We start from the raw sequence: 20,160 nt of genomic DNA, 5'->3' as shown, positions 1-20,160 counted from the left end.
CCAACAGTGGGTTGGAACGAACGTCACCCCGATGCCCCGACAGAAGGGGTCGAAACGGGACGGGCGCGCCGCGGGCCCGGCGCGCCCGCGCGATCAGCGTCCCGGGAACACGCAGTTCAGGGTTTTGACGCGGACCCGGCCGCCGTACCCCGCCTCTTCCAGCGTGGCCAAGGCCTCCTTGTCGCCGCGCCGGGTGCAGGCGGCGGTCACGCCGACCCTGCGCAGCGCGTCGCGCACCCGCGCCGCGTCCGGCTTGCGGCCCTTGGGCGCGTCGACCAGCTCGGTGAGCAGGATCCGGTCGTCGATGAAGGACGCCGGGCCCGGGATCAGCTTCAGGTAATGGGTGCTGGGGTTGACCGCGTGCGCCTTGGCCGTCAGCAGCGGCACGGTGCGCATGTACGACTGCGGCATCAGCAGGACGCCCCTGCCGCCGGTCCTGCGCAGCAGGGCCCGGGAGGCCGAGAGCCCCACCACCGAGCTGGTCTTCCAGGACGGGCGGTCGGCCAGCGTCGAGCCGTTGGTCTTCGTCCAGACCGGGGCGCCGCCCACGATCAGCACGGTCGCCAGCACGGCGGCCGGGACGAGCGGCACCAGGGCCAGGCCCGCCCGGGGCAGGCGGGGGAGCGGGACGCGCACGCCCGCCAGCAGGCCGATGAAGACCGGGACGGGCACCACCCAGGTCAGGCGCCACATGACCTGCCCGGCGTCGGTGATGTCGGTGAGGAGCTCCATCACGCCCGGCAGGAACACCAGCGTCGCCACCGCCGCCACTCCGGTGGTGACCAGCGCGGGAACGCCCCGGCGGGCCGTCCAGGGCGACAGCCACAGGGCCAGCCCCGCCATGATGCCCAGGGTGCCGCTGAGCAGGACCCAGGAGTAGCTGACCTCGCCGTTCTGGATCGCGCCGTGGACGGCGACCTTGCTGCCGAGCACGACGACGGCCAGCCCGGCGGCGATCGGATAGGCCATCAGCGCCAGCGCGGCGGCGCCCGTGCGCAGGCGGCCGCTCACCACCAGCGGCGCGGCGGCCGCGACCGTGATCAGCGGGACGATCATCGTCGCCGTCGAGGTGAGCCCGACGGCGGCGACGCCCCCGGCGGCCAGCAGCGCGAGCGCGGACGCGCTGCGGCGCTCGGCCCAGCGGGTCAGGTACACGTAGAGGAGCGGGATGAGGGCCGAGAGGAACATCGCCTTGCCCTGCCACATGCGCGACATGTGGAACGAGGCCATCGCCGCCTGGCCCAGCCCGCCCCACAGCAGGAAGACCGCCGCGACCGCGTAGCAGGCGAGCGCGTTGCGCGGGGCCCAGGTGCGCACCAGCCGCCACACCGTCCACAGCGACAGGAAGGTGACGGCGGGCAGCGCCAGGTAGTACAGGAACGAGGTGGCGTGCAGGCCGGTGAGGCGGGCCAGCGCCCCGACCAGGACCTCGATCGACGAGACGGGAGGTTCGCCGGACAGCCCGCCGGTCTTGCCGGAGGTGAAGATGACGTCGCGCAGCGGGATCTCGCCCGTCGCGGCGGTCGCGACCGACCGCGACACGAAGTAGGTGTCGTCGCCGTCGGAGTTGACGATGAACAGCGACGCCACGGCGAAGCCCGCGCCCGTCACCAGCGCGACCAGCGAGCCCCACCGGTACTCCCAGGGCCGGACGGCGGGGCCGCCGGGCTCGGGGTCTTCGGGGGCGCTCTCGCCGCGCGCCGTGCCCCGCGCCCGCAGGACGCCGTAGGCGGCGGTCGCCACGCTGGCCACGGCCAGCACGCAGGTGAGCCACCACGGGACGCCCTCGTTGCGCAGCCCGGCGCACACGCCCGCGCCGGCACCGGCGGCGATCGAGACCAGCGGGACGGCCAGGGGCAGGCGCGTCGCCGTCCAGCGCGGGGTCTCCGGCCACAGCGGGCGCGTCCCCGGACGCTTGCGGAGGAAGACGACGGCGATCAGCAGCGTCGCGACGACCCACCCGGCCAGCAGGCCCCAGGTCGGGGGCTTGAGCACCAGCCCCAGATGGTAGATCAGCGTCCAGAGGGCGAAGGCGACGACGATGCCGTCGGTCAGCCGGTCCATGGCGCCGGTCGGCCACCAGGGCACGGCGTGCCCGTCTTCGGGAGTCTCCGCCTGTTCCGCACGCACGGCCCGGCCACGCAACTGGACCATCACTTCCCCCCGCCGCGGCCGTCGACCGCTCCGCCCGCGGGGGGCCGCCTGCGGATCGGTGGAACGGTGGGAAGGGCCGCGGCTCCTGTCCGCCTACGAGATCTCACGCTGTTAGATGCCTCAAGCACGGTAATGGTTCACCAATCAGGTGATCAATTTTCATCGAGCGTTATCCGGTCCGTCGACCGGGATCCGATAAATCGGGATTTACTGCGCGGGCCCGCCGGTGCGTGCTGTCATGGTGGGAACCCGCGCGACCGGGTGCGGGTGACCGCGATGGGATGTGGTGGACGGTGCGTCACGCGTTCGGCTTCCTGCTCGGCGTCCTGCTGACCCCCGCCCTCACCTACGGAACGGCCTGGGGATACGTCCAGGCGGGCCGGTCGTTCGACGGGTCCGGTCAGGCGATCACCGACCACACGCGCATGTACGGCTCGTTCGCGCTGCTGGCCGCCGTCGGGCTGGTGGTGGGCGTGATCATAGTGGCCCGCTGGGCCTCCCCGCTCGTCTCCCTCGTCCCGGCCCTGGCGCTGCTGGGCCTGTCGGTCTCCTTCCTGGTCGATCCGGGAAGCGTGCTCGACCTGCCCGGACGGCTGCCGCCGGGCGGCGAGCTGGACTTCGGCCTGCGCATGCTCCTGGGCACCGGCGTGTACGCCATGCTCGGCTTCGCCCTGCTGATGCCCACCTGGGCGCCGCGCCGCTGGCGCTCGCCCCGGGACGAGGACGACGACGACATGATCGCGCCCCGCTACTCGTCCGCCGTCGGGAGCTGAGCCGCGCCCACCGCCAGGTCATAGGCGTGGTCGCCCCGGTAGAGCCGGGCCAGGACGTCCTCGATGTCGGCCTCGCGTACGGTGAGGTCGCGGACGTCGTACCGGCCCGCCAGGGCCGCGACCACCTCGGCGGCGTTGGCCGTGGCCGGCAGGCGCAGCCACTGGCGCGGACCCTCGGTCCTGACCACCTCGACGCCCGGCAGTTCGACCGGAGGGCCCGGCGCGGCCAGGTCGACGGTCAGCGTCCGCTCGGCGGCCACGCTCGCGCGCAGGCGCTCCAGCTCGCCGTCGTAGGCCAGCCGCCCATGGTCGATGATCAGCACCCGGCGGCACAGCCGCTCGATGTCGCCGAGGTCGTGGGTGGTGAGCAGGATGGTCGTCCCGCGCTCGGTGTTGAGCCGCTCCAGGAACCCGCGGACGGTCGCCTTGCTCACCACGTCCAGGCCGATCGTGGGCTCGTCCAGCACCAGCACCTCGGGGTCGTGCAGGAGCGCGGCGGTCAGGTCGCCGCGCATCCGCTGCCCCAGGCTGAGCTGCCGGACGGGCGTGTCCAGGAACGGCTCCAGCTCCAGCAGCGCGGTCAGCTCGGCCAGGCGGGCGCGGTGCGCGGACGCCTCCACCCGGTACAGATGCCTGACCAGCGTCAGGCTGTCGCGCAGCGGGAGGTCCCACCAGAGCGTGGTGCGCTGCCCGAACACGACCCCGAGCCGCCGGGCCAGCGTGGTGCGCCGCCGCGACGGGTCCAGGCCGCACACCCGCACCGAGCCGGAAGACGGCGTCAGGATGCCGGTGAGCATCTTGATGGTGGTGCTCTTGCCCGCGCCGTTCGGCCCGAGGTAGCCGACGAACTCGCCGCGCGCCACCGCGAACGACACCCCGTCCACCGCCCGCGCCGTCGTCCGGACGCGGCGCAGGCGCCCGGCCCGCCGCCGCACGGTGAACTCCTTGGTGACGTCCTCGACCTCGATCATCGGGTCCCTCAGCTTCCGGTCGACCTGTAGTGGCGCAGCCCGGCCCGCCACGCCGTCCCCGCCACCGCGCAGAGCACGACGGCGACCAGCGGCGAGGCGAACCGCAACGCCTCGGGCAGCCCCAGCGGATCCGGGCGGTCGAGCACGTACAGCGCGGGCTGCCAGTTCACGAACGCCAGCGGGACGGCGAACGTCACGCCGCGCACCAAATCGCGGGCGAAGATGTTCAAGGGGAACTGCGTCAGGTACGCGCCCCCGTAAGTGACCGACTTCGCCGCCCCTTGTCCCTCGATCAGGACGAACTGGACAGCGGCCCCCAGGATCCAGAGCCCCGCGAAGATCGCCGTCCCCGAGACGACCATCACCGGGACCATCAGCGCGCGCCCGGCGTCCCACGGGACGTCCAGGCGGGGGATGACCAGCGCCAGCACGGCGATCGGCGGGACGAGCTTCCCGCACCGGCGCGGGGAGAAGTCCTCGGTCGCGATCTGGACCAGCGGGCTGACCGGCCGGACGAGCATCGCGTCCAGCGTCCCCTCCCGCAGATGCTGCCCCAGCCGCTCGGTGGCGCCGAACATGAGGTCGGCGACGGAGAACGCCAGCGTGGCGGTGCCGTACAGGAACAGCACCTCGGGAGCGGTGAAGCCCGCGATCCTCGGGGCCTGGGCGAACATCAGCAGGATCGCGGCGAGGTCGAGGCTGGTGATGGCGGCCGTGGCCACGGCGAGCAGCACCATCGACACCGGGTACTGCGCCGCCGCCCGCACCCACGTCCAGACCAGCAGCGGGTAGACGCGCAGGATCTCAGCCACCCTGGATCACCAGCCTCCGGCGCGCCGCGAGCGTCAGCGCGCGTCCGGCGGCCAGCAGGACGACGGCCCAGGTCGCCTGGAAGGCCAGGGCGGAGAGCAGCTCGCTCCCCGTGCTCTTGCCGAGGAAGATGTCGGCGGGCACCTGGATCAGGGCCGACCAGGGCAGGGTTTGGGCCAGCGTGCCCAGCCACCCGGGAAAGGCCACCAGCGGCAGGATCATCCCGGAGAAGAACAGCGACATGACCAGCGAGACCGCGCTCAGCCCCCGGTCGTCGTGGAGCCAGAACACCGCCAGCGCCACCAGGTAGCGGATGCCGAAGCTGACCAGCATGGCCAGGAGCACGGCGGCGGCGAAGCCCGCGAGCGCGGTGGGCCCGGGCAGGGTCAGCGTGAAGAACAGCGCCCCGGCCAGCATCGGCGGAACGCCGCGCAGTAGGGTCGCGGCGAGCGCGCGGGCCAGGTCGTCGGCGAGCCACCAGGTCTGGAGGTCGACCGGACGGTAGAGGTCGATGGCCACGTCGCCGCTGCGGACGCGCGCGCTGAGTTCGAGGCCGCCGAACACCTGCATGGGCCCGATGAGGGCCTGGGTCAGAAAGCAGAAGGTGACCGCGTCGGTCGCGTCGTAGCCGCCCAGCCCCGGCTTCGCGCTCCAAAGTGCCAGCAGGACGTAGGCGCGGATGAATCCGAACACCGTGTTGGTGAGGGCCTCGGCGGCCGCGCTGAGCGGGTAGGCGGTGTGGCGCCGCCACGCGTACCAGGCCACCCACGGAAAGACGCTCACTCGCCATGAGCTTACGCGGCCGGCGCCCTCACCGCATGGGGTTTTACATTCCAGTCGCGTCGGCCGAGGTTACGGTTCACATCAACCCCGGCCGACGCGTGAAAACGCTACCTCGCTACGGGAGCGGGGGCTTGTCGGTGGAGTAGATCCAGGTCTTGAAGAACGGGTCGAGGTTCTGGCCGGTCACCTCGTTGGCGAGGGCGGTGAACTGCTCGGTGCTGGCGTTGCCGTAGCGGTACTTGACGAGCCAGGTGCGCAGCAGGTTGAAGAACTTCTCGTCACCGATCTTCTCGCGCAGGAACTGCAGCACCATGGCGCCGCCGTTGTAGACGCGGGTGTTGAACATGGTGTCGCGCTGCGGGTCGGCGATCATGACCGACCAGAACGGGCGTCCGGCCGGGTCGGGGAACGGCCGCGAGTTGTAGGTGGAGCGGGCCGCGGCGGCGACGGTCGCGCCGCCGTGCTTCTCGTTCCAGTACTGGTGCGACCAGGTGGCGAAGCTCTCGTTGAGCCAGATGTCCTTCCAGCGGGCCGGGGAGACCTGGTCGCCGAACCACATGTGCGCCATCTCGTGCGCGATCGTGGTGGTGTCGCGGACGGCCGAGTAGACCGGCTTGCCCTGGGTCTCCAGGGAGAAGCCGAGCGGCTGGCCGTTGAAGCGCGCGTCGTCGGCGATGGCGCCGGCGGTGTTGAACGGGTACGGGCCCCAGGTCTTGGTCCAGAGGTCGGTGGCCTCGCTGGTGGTGTCGAAGAAGAAGTTCAGCGCGTCCGGCTGGTTCTGGAGCAGGACGGGGTCGACCGCCGTGTAATTCGGGGTGCCCATGGGCGTCTTGCCACTCTTGATCACCCACTTTCCGATGTCCATGGTGGTGAGGTAGGTCGCCATCTGGCTGTCCTCGCGCCACTTGAACACGTTGGCCTCGGTCGCCGACCGGCGGCGGCTGAAGCTGGCGGACTTGGTCCGCTGGCTCAGCAGCTTGCCGTTGGCGATCGCCTGCAGGCCCTTGGGCACGGTGATGGTGTAGTCGAACGTGGCCTTGTCGCTCGGGTGGTCGTTGCCCGGGAACCAGGTCGAGGCGCCGTTGGGCTCGCCGCCGACGAAGGCGCCGTCGGGCGTGTGCAGGAACCCGTAGGGGGAGCCGAACACGATCGGGGAGCCGACGATGGTCTGCGGCACGCCGCCGTAGGTGATGACGGCCTTGAAGAGGTTGCCCTTGCGGATACCCTTGCGGGGCGTGACGGTCAGCTCCTGGCCGCGCCGCTTGAAGTCGGCCTTGCTGCGGTCGACTTTGACACGTTCCACGTCCATCCCGGACAGGTCCAGGTTGAAGCTGGACAGGTCCTGGGTGGCGCGGGCGGTGATGGTGACGACGCCGTCCAGCTGGTCGAAGTCGGGGTCGTAGGCCAGCTCGAGGTCGTAGTGCTGGACGTCGTAGCCGCCGTTGCCCTCAAGGGGGAAGTAGGAGTCGCCCACGCCGGGCGCTCCGGGGGAGTAGCGGTCGTTCCCGCGCCCCTCGGTCGCGGAGGCCGCGACGGGGGCCAGGGCCACCAGGCTCACGGCCGCCACGGTGAGGGGCAGCAGGCGTCCTGGGGATTTATGCGGGGGAATCAAGCGGGGCCGGCGCAGCGCCATGGGCGGGTCCTCTCCATTGAGTGATCCAAAGAGAGCCCAGATTGCTCTGATTCGCCGCGATTGTCGAGATCACTGCCGGAATCGGCCGCTAAAGACAACGATCAGGCGGTCCGGGGCGTCCGGCCGGGCACACCAGAAGGCCCCCTCCGGGTGTAGGTCGGAGGGGGCCTTCTTTGTTGCCGGTCAGGGCGCGACCGGCGCGTCCTCAGTGAGCCTTGAGGACTGAGGACGGGTCTTTAGTGGAACTGGCCCTCTTCGGTGGAGCCCTTGAGCGCCGTGGTGGAGGAGTCCGGGGCGATCGCGGTGCTGACCAGGTCGAAGTAGCCGGTGCCCGACTCGCGCTGGTGCTTGACGGCGCTGAAGCCGCGCGGCGCCGCCGCGAACTCGCGCTCCTGGAGCTCGACGTAGGCGGTCATGCCCTCGCGGGCGTAGCCGTAGGCCAGGTCGAACATCCCGCTGTTGAGCGAGTGGAAGCCCGCCAGCGTGATGAACTGGAACTTGAAGCCCATGTGGCCGAGCTCGCGCTGGAACTTGGCGATGGTCGCGTCGTCCAGGTGCTTCTTCCAGTTGAAGGACGGCGAGCAGTTGTAGGCCAGCATCTGGTCCGGGTACTCGGCCTTGACGGCCTCGGCGAACTTGCGGGCCTGCTCCAGGTCCGGGGTGCCGGTCTCCATCCAGATGAGGTCGGAGTAGGGCGCGTAGGCCTTGGCGCGGGCGATACAGGGCTCGATGCCGTTGCGGACCCGGTAGAAGCCCTCGGCGGTGCGCTCGCCGGTGATGAACTCGCGGTCGCGCTCGTCGGTGTCCGTGGTGATCAGGGTCGCGGCCTCGGCGTCGGTCCGCGCGATGATCAGGGAGGGCACGTTGGAGATGTCCGCCGCGAGGCGGGCCGTGTTCAGGGTCTTGATGTGCTGCGAGGTCGGGATGAGGACCTTGCCGCCCAGGTGGCCGCACTTCTTCTCGGAGGCCAGCTGGTCCTCCCAGTGCACGCCGGCCGCACCGGCGGCGATCATGCCCTTCATGAGCTCGAAGGCGTTCAGCACGCCGCCGAAGCCGGCCTCGGCGTCGGCCACGATCGGCGCCAGGAAGTGCGTGTCGCCCTCGCCCTCGGACCACTGCACCTGGTCGGCGCGCAGCAGCGCGTTGTTGATGCGGCGGACGACCTGCGGCACCGAGTTGGCCGGGTAGATGCTCTGGTCCGGGTAGGTCTGGCCCGCCAGGTTGGCGTCGGCCGCGACCTGCCAGCCGGACAGGTAGATGGCCTTGAGACCGGCCTTGACCTGCTGGACGGCCTGCATTCCGGTGAGCGCGCCGAGGGAGTGGACGTAGTCCTCCTCGTGCAGCAGCTTCCAGAGGCGCTCGGCGCCGAGCCGGGCGAGGGTGAACTCCTCCTGGACCGATCCACGGAGCTTGACGACATCCTCGGCCGTGTAGGTCCGCTCGATGCCGTTCCATCGCTCGTCGGTGGCCCACTGACGCTGCAGCTCTTCGGCTGCGCCCTTGAGGCGACTGTCGCTCATGATCTTGCCCTTCCGTGTCGTCCCCTGGGTGCTTGCCTTGACTATGCCCCGGGCGCAAGCGTTAATGAACTGATGAGTAACAGAAGAACTGCGAAATTTCCGCTACGATGAACCCGTGACGACCTTGCGACCAGAAGAACCCCTCAACTTGACGAGTGACGTAGATCTCGTCACCTTCGGGCAACGCCTGCGTCATCTGCGGCGCGGCAAGGGGATGACGCTGTCCGACCTCGGTGAGCGGGTGGGGCGCGCGCCGTCCCAGCTCTCGCTGCTGGAGAACGGCCGTCGCGAGCCCAAGCTCTCCCTGCTCCAGTCCCTGGCGAACGCGCTGGAGGTCCCGGTCGAGGAACTGCTGCGCCGCCAGCCGCCCAGCCGCCGCGCCCAGCTGGAGATCGCGCTGGAAGAGGCGCAGCGCGACCCGCTGTACAAGTCGCTCGGCCTCTCGCACCTGCGGGTGGGCAAGCGCCTGCCCAACGAGGTGATCGAGCACATCCTGGCGCTCTACGGCGAGGTGCGCCGCAGCCGCACCAAGCCCACCGCCAGCCCGGAGGAGGCCCGCAAGGCCAACGCCGCCCTCCGGCAGCAGATGCACGAGCGCGGCAACCACTTCGGCGAGATCGAGGACGTGGCCGCCACCACGCTCGACGCGGTCGGCTACCGGGGCGGCGCGGTCTCCCAGGGCATGCTGATGTCGCTCGTCAGCCACTTCGGGTACGACCTGCGCTACGTCCAGGACCTCCCGCGCACCGTCCGGTCGATCACCGACCAGCGCAACCGGCGCATCTACCTGGAGCGCGAGCAGCTCGGCATGCACACGCCCCGCACGATCCTGCTCCAGACCCTCGGCCACATCGCGCTGGGGCACGACGTCCCCCGCGACTTCGCCGACTTCCTGCGCCAGCGGGTCGAGGCCAACTACTTCGGCGCCGCGATGCTGATGCCCGAACGCGCCGTCGTCCCCTACCTCCAGGAAGCCAAGGCCGCCCGCGAGCTGTCCATCGAGGACCTGGCCGACGTCTTCTCGGTCTCCTACGAGATGGCCGCGCACCGCTTCACCAACGTCGCCACCCACCATCTCGACCTTCAGCTGCACTTCACCAAGAACGACGAGAACGGCACGATCTACAAGGCCTACGCCAACGACGGCCTGATCTTCCCCCAGGACGAGGACGGCGCGATCGAGGGCCAGCGCATGTGCCGCCAGTGGGCCGGACGCCATGTCTTCTCCGCCGCCGACCGCTTCTCGGTCTACTACCAGTACACCGACACCCCCAAGGGCACCTACTGGTGCCTCTCGCACATCGACCCCACCCACGAACGCGACTTCGCCATCACGCTCGGCGTCCGCTTCGAAGACTCGCGCTGGTTCCGTGGCCGCGAGTCGACCAACCGCGTCAAGTCGGCCTGCCCCGACGGCGACTGCTGCCAGCGTCCCCCGCAGGAGCTCGCCGACCGCTGGGAGGGCCAGGCGTGGCCGTCCGCCCGCGCCCACTCGCACGTCCTGTCCGTCCTGCCCCCCGGCGCCTTCCCCGGCGTCGACGAGGCCGACGTCTACACCTTCCTCGACCGCCACGCCGCCGAATAACGGCGTGTTGTGGCGGTGTTAACTCTTCGGGTCGGGTCTTCGCTCCCGCACCAACAGTGAATGATCTGTGGTGACGTGACGTTTCCTACAGGTGTAGGACCGTTGGAAGAGTCTGCAGGGGAGGGGGAAGAGCGTGCTGCCTGAAGTCGCCGCGTGGGCGAGGCGCCGCACCAGCGCGTCGGTGGACTGGCCGCTGGAGACGCTGCTCGCGGCCAAGGGCACGGCGCGGGTCAGCGTCGTGCTGCCCGCGCGCGACGAGGAGGGCACGGTCGGCGCCATCGTGGCGGCCATCCGGGCCGACCTCATGGAGCGCGCGCCGCTGGTCGACGAGATCGTGGTCGTCGACTCGCGGTCCAGCGACCGCACGGCCGCCGTGGCGGCCGAGGCCGGGGCCGAGGTCGTGGCGCAGGACGCCGTCCTGCCCGGGCACGGGCGGATGTCGGGCAAGGGCGAGGCGCTGTGGAAGTCCCTGGCGGTCACCGGCGGCGACCTGCTGGTCTTCGTGGACGCCGACCTGCGCGGCTTCACCTCGTCCTACGTCACGGGCCTGCTCGGGCCGCTGCTGACCGACTCCTCGGTCGGGTACGTCAAGGGCTGCTACGACCGTCCGCTGGCCGGTCACGACCGGGTGGTCGAGGGTGGCGGCGGCCGGGTGACCGAGCTGGTGGCGCGCCCTCTGATCAACCTGCACTGGCCGAACCTCGCCGGGGTCGTCCAGCCGCTGGGCGGCGAGTACGCCGGACGCCGCTCCCTGCTGGAGCGCCTGCCGTTCGTCACCGGGTACGGGGTGGAGCTCGGCCTTCTGCTGGACGTCTACGAGACCCACGGTCTGGACTCCATCGCCCAGGTCGACCTGGGCCGCCGGGTCCACTCCCACCAGGGCATCGAGGCCCTGGGGGCCATGTCCGGCCAGATCATGCTGACCGCGTGGTCGCGGCTGGAGCGGCACGGCCGGATGCTGCCGATGGAGGAGCCCTCCACGGCGCTCACCCAGTTCCGGCGCGGACCGGACGGGCATGACGTGCGGGTCAGTGACATCGCGGTGGGCGAGCGCCCGCCGATGATCGACGTGCCCGAATACGCGGCCGCCCGGCGCTCCCTGCTCCGCTGAGCCTCCTTCGCATGTTCCGTGTGACTCTGGGCACGGTGTTACCCCGGGTAACGGATCGAGGTGCTACCGTTGGTAACACGCGATATTGGAGGAAGGGTCAATAAATGACGAGCACCGAGGCGACGCCGTTCTCGCTGGAGCTGAGCGAGGACGTGCGCGAGGTCCAGCAGTGGGTGCACGAGTTCGCCAAGGAGGTCGTGCGACCGGCCGCCGAGGAGTGGGACGAGCGCGAGGAGACCCCCTGGCCGGTGATCCAGGAGGCGTCCAAGGTCGGCCTGTACTCGCTCGACTTCTTCGCCACGCAGTGGCTGGAGCCGAGCGGCCTCGGCATCCCCGTCGCCTTCGAGGAGCTCTTCTGGGGGGACGCGGGCATCGGGCTCTCGATCGTGGGCACCGGCCTGGCGGCCGCCTCGGTCGCGGCGACCGGCACGCCCGAGCAGACCGCCGAGTGGGTGCCGCAGATGTTCGGCACCGCCGACGACGTCAAGCTCGGCGCCTTCTGCGCCTCCGAGCCGGACGCGGGCAGCGACGTGGGCTCGATCCGCGCGCGGGCCAACTACGACGAGGCCAAGGACGAGTGGGTGCTGAACGGCACCAAGACCTGGGCCACCAACGGCGGCATCGCCGACATCCACGTGGTGGTCGCCTCCGTCTACCCCGACCTGGGCAGCCGCGGCCAGGCCAGCTTCATCGTGCCGCCGAACACCCCGGGCCTCAAGCAGGGGCAGAAGTTCAAGAAGCACGGCATCCGCGCGTCCCACACCGCCGAGGTCATCCTCGACAACGTCCGCGTTCCGGGTGGCCTGATCATCGGCGGCAAGGAGAAGTTCGACGAGCGGATCGCCCGGGTGCGCGAGGGCAAGCGGGCCAAGGGCCAGGCCGCGATGAAGACCTTCGAGACCACGCGCCCGACCGTCGGCGCGATGGCGCTCGGCCCCGCGCGCGCCGCCTACGACTACGCCCTGCAGTACTCGCAGGAGCGCGAGCAGTTCGGCAAGAAGATCGGCGACTTCCAGGCCATCGCGTTCAAGCTGGCCGACATGAAGTGCCAGATCGACGCCGCCCGCCTGATGGTGTGGCGCGCCGCCTGGATGGCCCGCAACGGCAAGGACTTCAACAACGCCGAGGGCTCGATGGCCAAGCTGATGGCCAGCGAGACCGCCGTCCGGGTGACCGACGAGGCCATCCAGATCCTCGGCGGCAACGGTTACACCCGCGAGTACCCGGTGGAGCGGATGCACCGCGACGCGAAGATCTTCACGATCTTCGAGGGGACGTCGGAGATCCAGCGGCTGGTGATCGGCCGGACCCTCACCGGTCTGCCCGTGCGCTGATGTGGCCCCGGCCCGCCGCGGCGCCTTCGGGACTCATCGGCGCGGCGGGCCGGACTCAGGTGTGGATGGCGGCGTCGAGATGGTCGGTGGTGCGCCGGAGCAGGGCGTGGAGCTCGGCGAGCTCGGCGTGGTCGAGCCCGGACGCCGCCATGATGCGCCGGGGCACCCCGGCGGCCTCGGCCTTCAGGGCCAGGCCCCGGGACGTCAGGTGCACCGAGACCGAGCGCTCGTCGCGGGTGCCGCGCCTGCGCTCGACCAGCCCGGCCACCTGGAGGCGCTTGATCAGCGGCGAGAGGGTGCCGGAGTCGAGCCGGAGGCGGGCGCCGAGTTCCTTGACGGTCGCGCCGTCGCGCTCCCACAGCGCCAGCATCGCCAGGTACTGCGGGTACGTGAGGCCGAGGTCGCGCAGCACCGAGCGGTACAGGGCGTCGAAGGCGCGTGCCGTGGTGTGCAGGGCGAAGCAGACCTGCGTGTCGAGCCCCAGCAGGTCGTCCGCCCCGGTCTCCTCGCGCGTCATGACACCGAGTCTACCGATGCGTGGACGGCCATTGAATTGTCCGCAATGTAAAGGTGGGGAGCAATGGGTGGCGGTGACCGGGAGCCGGCGGTCGCACCGGCTGACGATAATGTCCCTTCCATGACATCGGGGGCGGTGAGCACCGGGCCGCGCCGCGACCCGGGACGCCGCCGCGCCCTGCTCGAAGCGGCCGACCGAGTGATCCAGAAGGAGGGCCCGGAGGCGTCGATGGCCGCCATCGCGGCGGAGGCGGGCATCAGCAAGCCGATCCTGTACCGCCACTTCGGCGACAAGAGCGGGCTGTACCAGGCGCTCGCCGAGCGGCACGCGCGCAAGCTGATCGAGGGCATCCAGCTGGAGTTCTCCCGCTCCGGCTCGGTCCGCGAGCGCACCCGGTCGACCATCGACACCTATCTGGCCAGCATCTCGGCCAACCTGCACCTCTACCGGTTCCTCATGCACCGCGCCAGCGCGGAGGACACCGCCACCCACAGCGCGATGAGCACCATGATCCGCGAGGTGAGCCGGGAACTGGCCGAGGTGATAATCGCCGAGGGGCGGCTTGAGGACCGTACCCGCGCCTATGTGTGGGGCCACGCGGTCGTCGGCATGGTGCAGACCGCCGGCGACTGGTGGCTCGACCACGCCGGGGAGGTGCCGCGCGAGGCCGTCGTGGACGGTCTGGTCGACCTCATCCTCGGCGGGCTGCCGGCGGCGTCCGGCGGCCGGGTGCTCGAACTGTTCCAGGAACCACGAACCCAGAGGTGACAGTGCACTCCGACACGCAGACCGGCGACGGCGAGGCGGCGCTCCGCGACGTCGTGACCGAACGGCGGCCCTGGGGCTCCTTCGAGCGGTTCACGCTGAACGAGCCGTCCACGGTGAAGATCATCCATGTGGAGGCCGGGCAGCGGCTCAGCCTCCAGCGCCACCGCGACCGCGACGAGCTCTGGGTCGCGCTCGACCCGGGCGCGGTCTTCGAGGTGGCCGGGCGGCGCGTCCTGCCCGAGGTGGGCGAGCGGATCCTGATCCGCGCGGGCGACACCCACCGGCTGGGCTCGGGCGGCCCGGCCGTGCGGGTCATGGAGATCGCCTTCGGCCGGTTCGACGAGGACGACATCGAACGCCTTGAGGACTCCTACGGCCGCGCCTGACCGGCGCTCCCGGTGAGGTGGGCGTAGACGATGACGTTGTCGCGGTAGGAGTGCTCGTCCTTGTCGTACTTCCCGCCGCAGGTCACCAGCCGCAGCCCGGCGTAGCGCACCTTCCCGTAGACGCGCGTGCGGGGGAACTCCCATTTGGGGACGCGCTCCATCGCGTCCACCCGGAACTCCGCCACGCGCCCGTCCGCGCGGACGACGCGGATCGGCGCACCGGGGCGCAACTTGTGCACCTTGTAGAAGACCGCTGGGCCGGTGAGCCCGTCGTAGTGCCCGAGCACGACCGCGGCCCCACGGCCCCCCGGGGCGGCGCCGTGCTCGTACCACCCGACCTTGCTCGCCTCCTTGAACGAGGGGACCTCGACCGTCCCGTCCTTGTTCTGGCCGACCCTCATCAGGGGCGCGCGGACGTCGATGCCGGGAATGTCGATCCGGACGGGCGGAGAGTAGGGCAGCGCCTGCCCGTCGGGGATGCGCCAAAGCGCGCGCGGCCCGCCGAAGTCGCGGTAGTGCGGCTCGGGCTCGGTGTCGCGCATCCCCTGGCCCATGGCCAGGGCGCCCAGCACCGCGACGCCGCCCGCGACGAGATAGCCGCGGTTAAGCTCGCCCACGGGCCCGGGAGCGCAGGAGGGCGGCACCGCCGATCCCGGCGGCGCCCGCGACCAGGACGAGTCCCATCGGCGTCCACGGCACGTCCGGCCCCTGCGAGCCGCCGCCGCCCGTGTGCGCCCAGCCCTTGGGCTCGCGCGGCGGCTTCCTCTTCTTCACCAGGATCCGGGCGGTGCCGCGCTGGCCGGTCATGTTGCACTTGGCGATGACCGTGTAGACCTTGGGCCTGACGTAGCTCACGGTGGTCTCGACGGTGAACGAGCCGCGCTCGTCCACGTCGGCGTCCGCCGGGGCCAGCGCGGGGCTGGTGACGCGGGCCACCGCGTCGTTGTTCTTGCCGCACCATCCCGAGATGGTCACCGAGTCACCCGGGCGGACCGAGTTCGGGTCGATGTTCAGCGGTGTGTCGGCGCTCGCGGCGGGCGCCGCCATCGCGGCGCCCGCCAGCAGGAAAACCGGTACCAGCCCGGTGCGGACAGCGGTCTTCGTGCGCACTCTTCCCCCCGAAGAAATCACGTCACCCTGCGCACGTGATTCCCGGCCCGCCACCGATCACGGCGGGTTTGGGGTGATCTTTGCCGAGGTTTGCCGAGTCCGCTGCGCGTCACCGGCGTGTCGTCAGGCGCCCTCCTTCACCGGGGAGACCCGGCTGGTGCGGCCGTCCACGGCCCGGGTGCGCGTCAGCGCGCTCTTGCCGACCCGCACCGGGCCCGCGTAGGTGTGCCAGCGCCGTCCGTCGACGGAGTACTCGATGGTCAGGCCGGGGTTGCGGACGTTGGCCGTGAGCGTCCCGTCCGAGATCCGCCCGCCCGGCAGCGGGACGCGGTAGTTGACGCCCTGCCCGCGCAGCCCCACCGGCCGGTAGGACGACAGCAGCGGGAACGTGACCTGCCCGAGGGTGTTGTTGAAGACGTTCCAGGCCTGCGGCATCTGGTCCGGTGACGGGGTCTCGCGGTTCCAGGCGCGCTCGGCCACGCCGAGGAGCTTGGGGAACGCCTGGTACTCGCGGATCTCGGGCGCCTTGCCGTTCTCGGCCCACAGCTGGGCCTCGATGCCGAGAATGCTTTGCTTGCCCTTCTCGGTCAGGCGCTCCCACTTGGGGTTCGGCGTGACCGGGTTGCCCCAGCGGTCCTCGGTCGCGTTGGCGTACACGTTGAAGGGCTGGTAGGTGAAGGTGCTCTTCTCGTCGACGTAGGCCGCCCAGTAGTAGCCGGGCTCGTCGGGGTCCTTGTTGTAGGCGAGGTCCATGTAGAGGTTGGTGGCGTGCGCCAGGATCACCGGGGTGCCCTCGTTGGCGTACCGGTACGCCCAGTCCTCGCGTCCCCAGCCCCACACGTTCTGCCAGGGGAGCGGCGCGAAGTTCTTCAGCCGCAGGCCCCGGTCGGCGGCGGTGGCGTCCTCCCAGCCCGCGGTGGTCTTGGCGGCGGTCTGGGCGATGGCGTTCCACTTGGTGAAGAAGAGGTCGGCCAGCTCCTCGCCCGACTTGCCCGCGGTCTCGGGGTTCTTCTCGCAGGCGGGCGAGCCGTTCCACCAGCCCGCGGGCGGACCCGGGGGCTCGTCGCCGCCGAGGTTGAGGCGGTTCAGCGGCGCCTTGGCCGAGGCGTACATGGACTTCACCTCGGACACGACCTTGCCGAGGAAGGCGTAGGTGCCCGGTATGCAGGGGTTGGCGAGGTTGTCGGTGTAGTACTGCACGCTCACGTGCTTGGAGGTGTCGTCCGGGTCGAGCAGCCGGTAGGTGTCGTCCTTGGTGCGCTGGTAGCGGTGCTCCATCGACTGGACGGCCGCGCGGGCGTGCGCGGGGAAGTTGAACTCGGGCACGACCTCGATGTGGCGCTCGGTCGCGTAGGCCAGGATCTCCTTGAAGTCGCGCGCCGAGTAGTGCCCCGAGCCCTTGCCGACGAAGTTCAGGGTCGACTGCTCGAAGCCCTGGTAGGCGGGCCTGCTTCCGAGGTTGGCCTCAGTGTGGTCGCGGGCCTTGCCGCCCACGCCGTCCTTGCCCGCCAGGTCGTTGACCGAGCCCATGCCCTGGTGCAGCGCGCCCTTCTCGGGCAGGTCGAGAGCGCGGCGCGAGCCGAAGGAGGTGAGCTCCGGCAGCCCGGGGATCTCCAGCCGCCAGCCCTCGTCGTTGGTGAGGCCGAAGTGGAGCCGGTTGAGCTTGGTGAAGGCCATCAGGTCCAGGAACTTCTTGACCGTCTCCTTGGACTCGAAGTGCCGCGCGACGTCGATGTGCAGGCCCCGGTAGCCGAACAGCGGCGCGTCGGCGATCGACGCCCTGGGCACCTCGGCCGAGCCGGGACGCAGGAGCTGGCGCAGCGTCTGGACGCCGTAGAGCACCCCGGCCCGGTCCTTGCCCACGATGCGGACGCCCTTGGCGGTGATGTCGAGGGTGTAGCCCTCGGCGTCGGGCTTCCCGTCGCGGTCGGCGTCCAGGCCCGGGTCGAGACTCAGCTCGATCGGGGCGCCGCCGCCCTTGGCCGCGTCCCGCAGCGCCGAGCGCAGGTAGGCGGCCTCGCCGCGCAGCCCGGCCGGGTGCTCGACGGGGGAGCCCCCGCCGATCCGGAGCGTCCCGCCGGTGGCGGTGGCCCGCAGCGGCTGCGGCAGGATCCGCTGCTTCAGCGACAGGTCGACCTTGCCGGAGGTGTTCTCGGCGAACCGCGTGGCGGCGGTCTGCACGGGCCGCTTGTCGCCGGAGAAGGCGGTGGTCTGCTTGGGGTCGGACGGGTCGAGCACGACCTTGGCGGGCACCCAGCGCGCCGGGCCCCCGTCGAACGAGACGCTCCAGCCGGACGGGGCGTCGGACTTGTGCGTGGCCCACAGCTCGACGTTGAGGTCGATCTGCCGCTTCTCGCCGGGCCGGACCGGCGCGAAGGCGGGGGAGGGGGCCAGGGCGTAGAGGTCGCCGCTGCGGGCGGCGTCGGCGCGCGTCACCGCGAGCCCCTGGTCGGCCAGCTGCTTGCGCGCGATGTCGCCGTTGGCTCCGGGGAGCACGGCGGCGGGCTGGCGTACTCCGTTGAAGTACATCGTCCAGCGGCCGTCCAGCGCGCAGCGCCGGGAGCCGTTGGCGAGGGTCAGCCGGGCCCGGTGGTACTGGGCGTCGGTGACGGTGTGGTCGACGGGCTGGTAGGTGACCAGCAGGTCGCGGGCGTCCGGACGGCAGCCGGCCGTCGCGGCCGGGGGGCCGGTGGCCACGGTGAGCGTCGTTACCAGCGCGGTGGCCGAGAGGATGGCCACCGCCCTTCTCCGGTGGGCCGGAGGCGCGGATCGCTGAGGCATAAATAGGAAAGTAACCTATCAATTTCAGGTGATCACGCCCCCGGCCGCTACCGGTCAGGGCGGGCCGGAAGGGCCGCTCAGGTCGAGCCGGAGAGCTCCAGCTTCTTGACCTTGGGGTCGCCCTCGTCGGCGGTGTAGTCGTCGTCGCGGGTGGCGTCCTTGCCGTCGGCGACCTTCGCGGCACGCAGCACGAGCGTCCCCACGACGGTCACCGTCAGGTTCACCAGGATCGCCAGGATGCCGACGTACACCGTCATCTTGGTGTCGAAGCCCAGCTCGCTCAGCCTGTAGGCCGAGCCGCCGAAGTGCTCCTTGCCCTTGGCCGGGTTGGGGATCTGGTACAGCATCCACAGCCCGGCGGCCAGGCCGGAGGCCCATCCGGCGATGAGCGCCCACCGGTGGAACCAGCGCGTGGCCAGCCCGATCGCCACCGCGGGCAGCGTCTGCAGGATGATCACCCCGCCGATCAGCTGGAGGTCGATGGAGAACTCCGGGTCGAGCAGCAGGATGCAGGCGACCGCGCCGACCTTGACCACCAGCGAGGCCAGCTTGCTGACCGTGGCCTCCTGCTTGTCGGTGGCGTCCTTGCGGATGTACTCCTTGTAGATGTTGCGCGTGAACAGGTTCGCCGCGGCGATCGACATGATCGCGGCGGGGACCAGGGCGCCGATGCCGATCGCCGCGTAGGCGACGCCCGCGAACCAGTCGGGGAACATCTTGTCGAACAGGACCGGCACCACCGTGTTGGTGTCGGCCTTCCCGTCGGTCGTGATCGGCTTGACCCCGGCGGCGATCGCCATGAAGCCCAGCAGCGCGATCAGGCCCAGGACGAAGCTGTAGGCGGGCAGCGCCGCCATGTTCCGCTTGATCACGTTGCGGTTCTTGCTGGCCAGCACGCCGGTGATGCTGTGCGGGTACAGGAACAGCGCCAGCGCCGAGCCCAGGGCCAGCGTGGCGTAGTTGAGCTGGTTGGTGGCGTCCAGCAGGATGCCGTCGTTCGGCGCCGGCGACTTCTCGAACTTGGCCTCGGCGGCGCCGAAGATCTCGCCCCAGCCTCCGAGCTTGCCCGGGATGTACAGGACGGCCACGATGATCACCAGGTAGATCAGGATGTCCTTGACGAAGGCGATCAGCGCGGGGGCCCGCAGCCCGGACTGGTAGGTGTAGGCCGCCAGGATCGCGAACGCGATGATGATCGGCAGATGGCCGGTGACGCCCATCGCCTTCAGCACGGCCTCGATGCCGACCAGCTGGAGCGCGATGTAGGGCATCGTCGCCACGATCCCGGTGATCGCCACCACCAGCGCCAGGCTGGACGAGCCGAACCGCGCCCGGACGAAGTCGGCCGGGGTGACGAACCCGTGCACGTGCGACACCGACCAGAGCCGGATCAGCACGAGGAAGACCAGCGGATAGACGATGATCGTGTACGGGACGGCGAAGAACCCGGCCGCGCCCGCCCCGAAGACCAGCGCGGGCACCGCGACGAAGGTGTAGGCGGTGTAGAGGTCGCCGCCGATCAGGAACCAGGTGATCCAGCTGCCGAAGCTGCGGCCGCCCAGGCCCCACTCGTCCAGGCTGTCCATGGTGTCGGGGCGCCGCCAGCGCGCCGCGACGAATCCCATGCCGCTGACCAGGAGGAAGAGCGTGCCGAAGACGACGATCTCGGTGATGTGGTCCGACATCGCTCAGTCCTTCCGCTTGGTCATGTGGTAGACGACGGCCGTGCAGGCCACGCCGAGCGGAATGAACGCCAGCTGCATCCAGTAGAAGGCGGGGAACCCGCCGATTTCGGGCGTCCTGCTGTTGAACAGGAGGGTCAACAGGGGGACCACCACGGGGACGACCAGGAGCCAGTTCCAGTGGCTCAGGTCGCTACGCCGGGGCTTCTCCGGCGACGGTTCTTGCGCGGACAACGGATCCT

At 70.7% G+C, this 20,160-nt stretch carries 18 protein-coding genes; 6 read left to right on the top strand and 12 right to left on the bottom strand.

Going from position 1 to position 20,160, the window contains the following annotated elements:
• Nucleotides 1–93 precede the first annotated feature (93 nt).
• Nucleotides 94–2,154 carry a DUF6077 domain-containing protein gene (locus ACQPY4_RS22570; protein WP_433323698.1) on the bottom strand — a complete coding sequence of 687 codons (2,061 nt, stop codon included), beginning with the start codon at nucleotides 2,152–2,154 and terminating at the stop codon, nucleotides 94–96.
• Between the two features lie 293 nt (nucleotides 2,155–2,447).
• On the opposite strand from ACQPY4_RS22570, the gene ACQPY4_RS22565 reads away from it, so the two are divergent.
• A complete protein-coding gene (locus ACQPY4_RS22565) occupies nucleotides 2,448–2,927 on the top strand; it encodes a hypothetical protein (RefSeq protein ID WP_433323696.1) in 480 nt (159 codons plus the stop codon).
• Here ACQPY4_RS22565 and ACQPY4_RS22560 read toward each other — a convergent pair.
• The 5 genes from ACQPY4_RS22560 to aceA form a co-directional block, all read right to left on the bottom strand.
• Nucleotides 2,903–3,898 carry an ABC transporter ATP-binding protein gene (locus ACQPY4_RS22560; protein ID WP_433323694.1) on the bottom strand — a complete coding sequence of 332 codons (996 nt, stop codon included), beginning with the start codon at nucleotides 3,896–3,898 and terminating at the stop codon, nucleotides 2,903–2,905. The genes ACQPY4_RS22565 and ACQPY4_RS22560 overlap by 25 nt on opposite strands.
• An 8-nt stretch (nucleotides 3,899–3,906) precedes the next feature.
• A complete protein-coding gene (locus tag ACQPY4_RS22555) occupies nucleotides 3,907–4,710 on the bottom strand; it encodes an ABC transporter permease (RefSeq protein WP_433323692.1) in 804 nt (267 codons plus the stop codon).
• Nucleotides 4,703–5,491, bottom strand: coding sequence for an ABC transporter permease (locus ACQPY4_RS22550; RefSeq protein WP_433323690.1), 789 nt, complete (start codon nucleotides 5,489–5,491; stop codon nucleotides 4,703–4,705). Before ACQPY4_RS22550 ends, ACQPY4_RS22555 begins: the two co-directional genes overlap by 8 nt.
• A gap of 115 nt (nucleotides 5,492–5,606) precedes the next feature.
• Complete coding sequence (locus ACQPY4_RS22545) at nucleotides 5,607–7,124, bottom strand: M1 family aminopeptidase (RefSeq protein WP_433323688.1); 1,518 nt, start codon at nucleotides 7,122–7,124, stop codon at nucleotides 5,607–5,609.
• 236 nt (nucleotides 7,125–7,360) lie between these two features.
• Nucleotides 7,361–8,644 (bottom strand): isocitrate lyase, encoded by a 1,284-nt coding sequence (aceA, locus tag ACQPY4_RS22540; RefSeq protein WP_433323686.1) that lies wholly within the window; start codon nucleotides 8,642–8,644, stop codon nucleotides 7,361–7,363.
• Between the two features lie 148 nt (nucleotides 8,645–8,792).
• On the opposite strand from aceA, the gene ACQPY4_RS22535 reads away from it, so the two are divergent.
• From ACQPY4_RS22535 to ACQPY4_RS22525, 3 genes are all read left to right on the top strand, one after another.
• Nucleotides 8,793–10,229: a helix-turn-helix domain-containing protein gene (locus tag ACQPY4_RS22535; RefSeq protein WP_433323684.1), complete on the top strand. Its 1,437-nt coding sequence runs from the start codon at nucleotides 8,793–8,795 to the stop codon at nucleotides 10,227–10,229.
• A 133-nt stretch (nucleotides 10,230–10,362) separates the two neighbouring features.
• Nucleotides 10,363–11,340: a glucosyl-3-phosphoglycerate synthase gene (locus ACQPY4_RS22530; protein WP_433323682.1), complete on the top strand. Its 978-nt coding sequence runs from the start codon at nucleotides 10,363–10,365 to the stop codon at nucleotides 11,338–11,340.
• 104 nt (nucleotides 11,341–11,444) lie between these two features.
• The gene (locus tag ACQPY4_RS22525) at nucleotides 11,445–12,674 is read left to right on the top strand and encodes an acyl-CoA dehydrogenase family protein (protein ID WP_433323680.1); all 1,230 of its coding nucleotides are present in this window, start codon (nucleotides 11,445–11,447) and stop codon (nucleotides 12,672–12,674) included.
• A gap of 55 nt (nucleotides 12,675–12,729) precedes the next feature.
• On the opposite strand, the gene ACQPY4_RS22520 is transcribed toward ACQPY4_RS22525, so the two are convergent.
• On the bottom strand, nucleotides 12,730–13,191 hold the full coding sequence (locus ACQPY4_RS22520; protein ID WP_433323678.1) for a MarR family winged helix-turn-helix transcriptional regulator: 462 nt from the start codon (nucleotides 13,189–13,191) through the stop codon (nucleotides 12,730–12,732).
• A gap of 120 nt (nucleotides 13,192–13,311) precedes the next feature.
• Here ACQPY4_RS22520 and ACQPY4_RS22515 point away from each other — a divergent pair, with 120 nt between their 5' ends.
• Nucleotides 13,312–13,959 (top strand): TetR family transcriptional regulator, encoded by a 648-nt coding sequence (locus ACQPY4_RS22515; protein ID WP_433323676.1) that lies wholly within the window; start codon nucleotides 13,312–13,314, stop codon nucleotides 13,957–13,959.
• On the top strand, nucleotides 13,956–14,345 hold the full coding sequence (locus ACQPY4_RS22510) for a phosphomannose isomerase type II C-terminal cupin domain (RefSeq protein WP_433323674.1): 390 nt from the start codon (nucleotides 13,956–13,958) through the stop codon (nucleotides 14,343–14,345). The genes ACQPY4_RS22515 and ACQPY4_RS22510 overlap by 4 nt, the downstream gene beginning before the upstream one ends.
• Here the strand turns inward: ACQPY4_RS22510 and ACQPY4_RS22505 are convergent.
• The 5 genes from ACQPY4_RS22505 to ACQPY4_RS22485 form a co-directional block, all read right to left on the bottom strand.
• Nucleotides 14,330–14,962 (bottom strand): class F sortase, encoded by a 633-nt coding sequence (locus ACQPY4_RS22505; RefSeq protein WP_433323672.1) that lies wholly within the window; start codon nucleotides 14,960–14,962, stop codon nucleotides 14,330–14,332. The two genes, ACQPY4_RS22510 and ACQPY4_RS22505, sit on opposite strands and share 16 nt — an antisense overlap.
• A complete protein-coding gene (locus tag ACQPY4_RS22500; RefSeq protein ID WP_433323670.1) occupies nucleotides 14,949–15,455 on the bottom strand; it encodes a hypothetical protein in 507 nt (168 codons plus the stop codon). The genes ACQPY4_RS22505 and ACQPY4_RS22500 overlap by 14 nt, the downstream gene beginning before the upstream one ends.
• Nucleotides 15,456–15,578: 123 nt before the next feature.
• The gene (locus tag ACQPY4_RS22495; protein WP_433323668.1) at nucleotides 15,579–18,194 is read right to left on the bottom strand and encodes a family 20 glycosylhydrolase; all 2,616 of its coding nucleotides are present in this window, start codon (nucleotides 18,192–18,194) and stop codon (nucleotides 15,579–15,581) included.
• Nucleotides 18,195–18,313: 119 nt separating this feature from the next.
• Entirely contained in the window at nucleotides 18,314–19,921 is a 1,608-nt protein-coding gene (gene mctP / locus ACQPY4_RS22490; RefSeq protein ID WP_433323666.1) for a monocarboxylate uptake permease MctP, read from the bottom strand.
• A gap of 3 nt (nucleotides 19,922–19,924) precedes the next feature.
• Nucleotides 19,925–20,152: a DUF3311 domain-containing protein gene (locus ACQPY4_RS22485; RefSeq protein ID WP_433323664.1), complete on the bottom strand. Its 228-nt coding sequence runs from the start codon at nucleotides 20,150–20,152 to the stop codon at nucleotides 19,925–19,927.
• Nucleotides 20,153–20,160: the final 8 nt, after the last annotated feature.

The sequence above is a fragment of the Spirillospora sp. CA-294931 genome (assembly GCF_050946795.1).
Classification (GTDB): domain Bacteria; phylum Actinomycetota; class Actinomycetes; order Streptosporangiales; family Streptosporangiaceae; genus Spirillospora.
This window is presented reverse-complemented; position numbering and strand designations above follow the sequence as displayed.

What these genes read in the sequence shown, in the direction of transcription:
- ACQPY4_RS22570 (WP_433323698.1), bottom strand. Translation starts at nt 2,154, where the DNA reads ATGGTCCAGTTGCGTGGCCGGGCCGTGCGTGCGGAACAGGCGGAGACT.
- aceA (WP_433323686.1), bottom strand. Translation starts at nt 8,644, where the DNA reads ATGAGCGACAGTCGCCTCAAGGGCGCAGCCGAAGAGCTGCAGCGTCAG.
- mctP (WP_433323666.1), bottom strand. Translation starts at nt 19,921, where the DNA reads ATGTCGGACCACATCACCGAGATCGTCGTCTTCGGCACGCTCTTCCTC.
- ACQPY4_RS22545 (WP_433323688.1), bottom strand. Translation starts at nt 7,124, where the DNA reads ATGGCGCTGCGCCGGCCCCGCTTGATTCCCCCGCATAAATCCCCAGGA.
- ACQPY4_RS22525 (WP_433323680.1), top strand. Translation starts at nt 11,445, where the DNA reads ATGACGAGCACCGAGGCGACGCCGTTCTCGCTGGAGCTGAGCGAGGAC.
- ACQPY4_RS22560 (WP_433323694.1), bottom strand. Translation starts at nt 3,898, where the DNA reads ATGATCGAGGTCGAGGACGTCACCAAGGAGTTCACCGTGCGGCGGCGG.
- ACQPY4_RS22515 (WP_433323676.1), top strand. Translation starts at nt 13,312, where the DNA reads ATGACATCGGGGGCGGTGAGCACCGGGCCGCGCCGCGACCCGGGACGC.
- ACQPY4_RS22520 (WP_433323678.1), bottom strand. Translation starts at nt 13,191, where the DNA reads ATGACGCGCGAGGAGACCGGGGCGGACGACCTGCTGGGGCTCGACACG.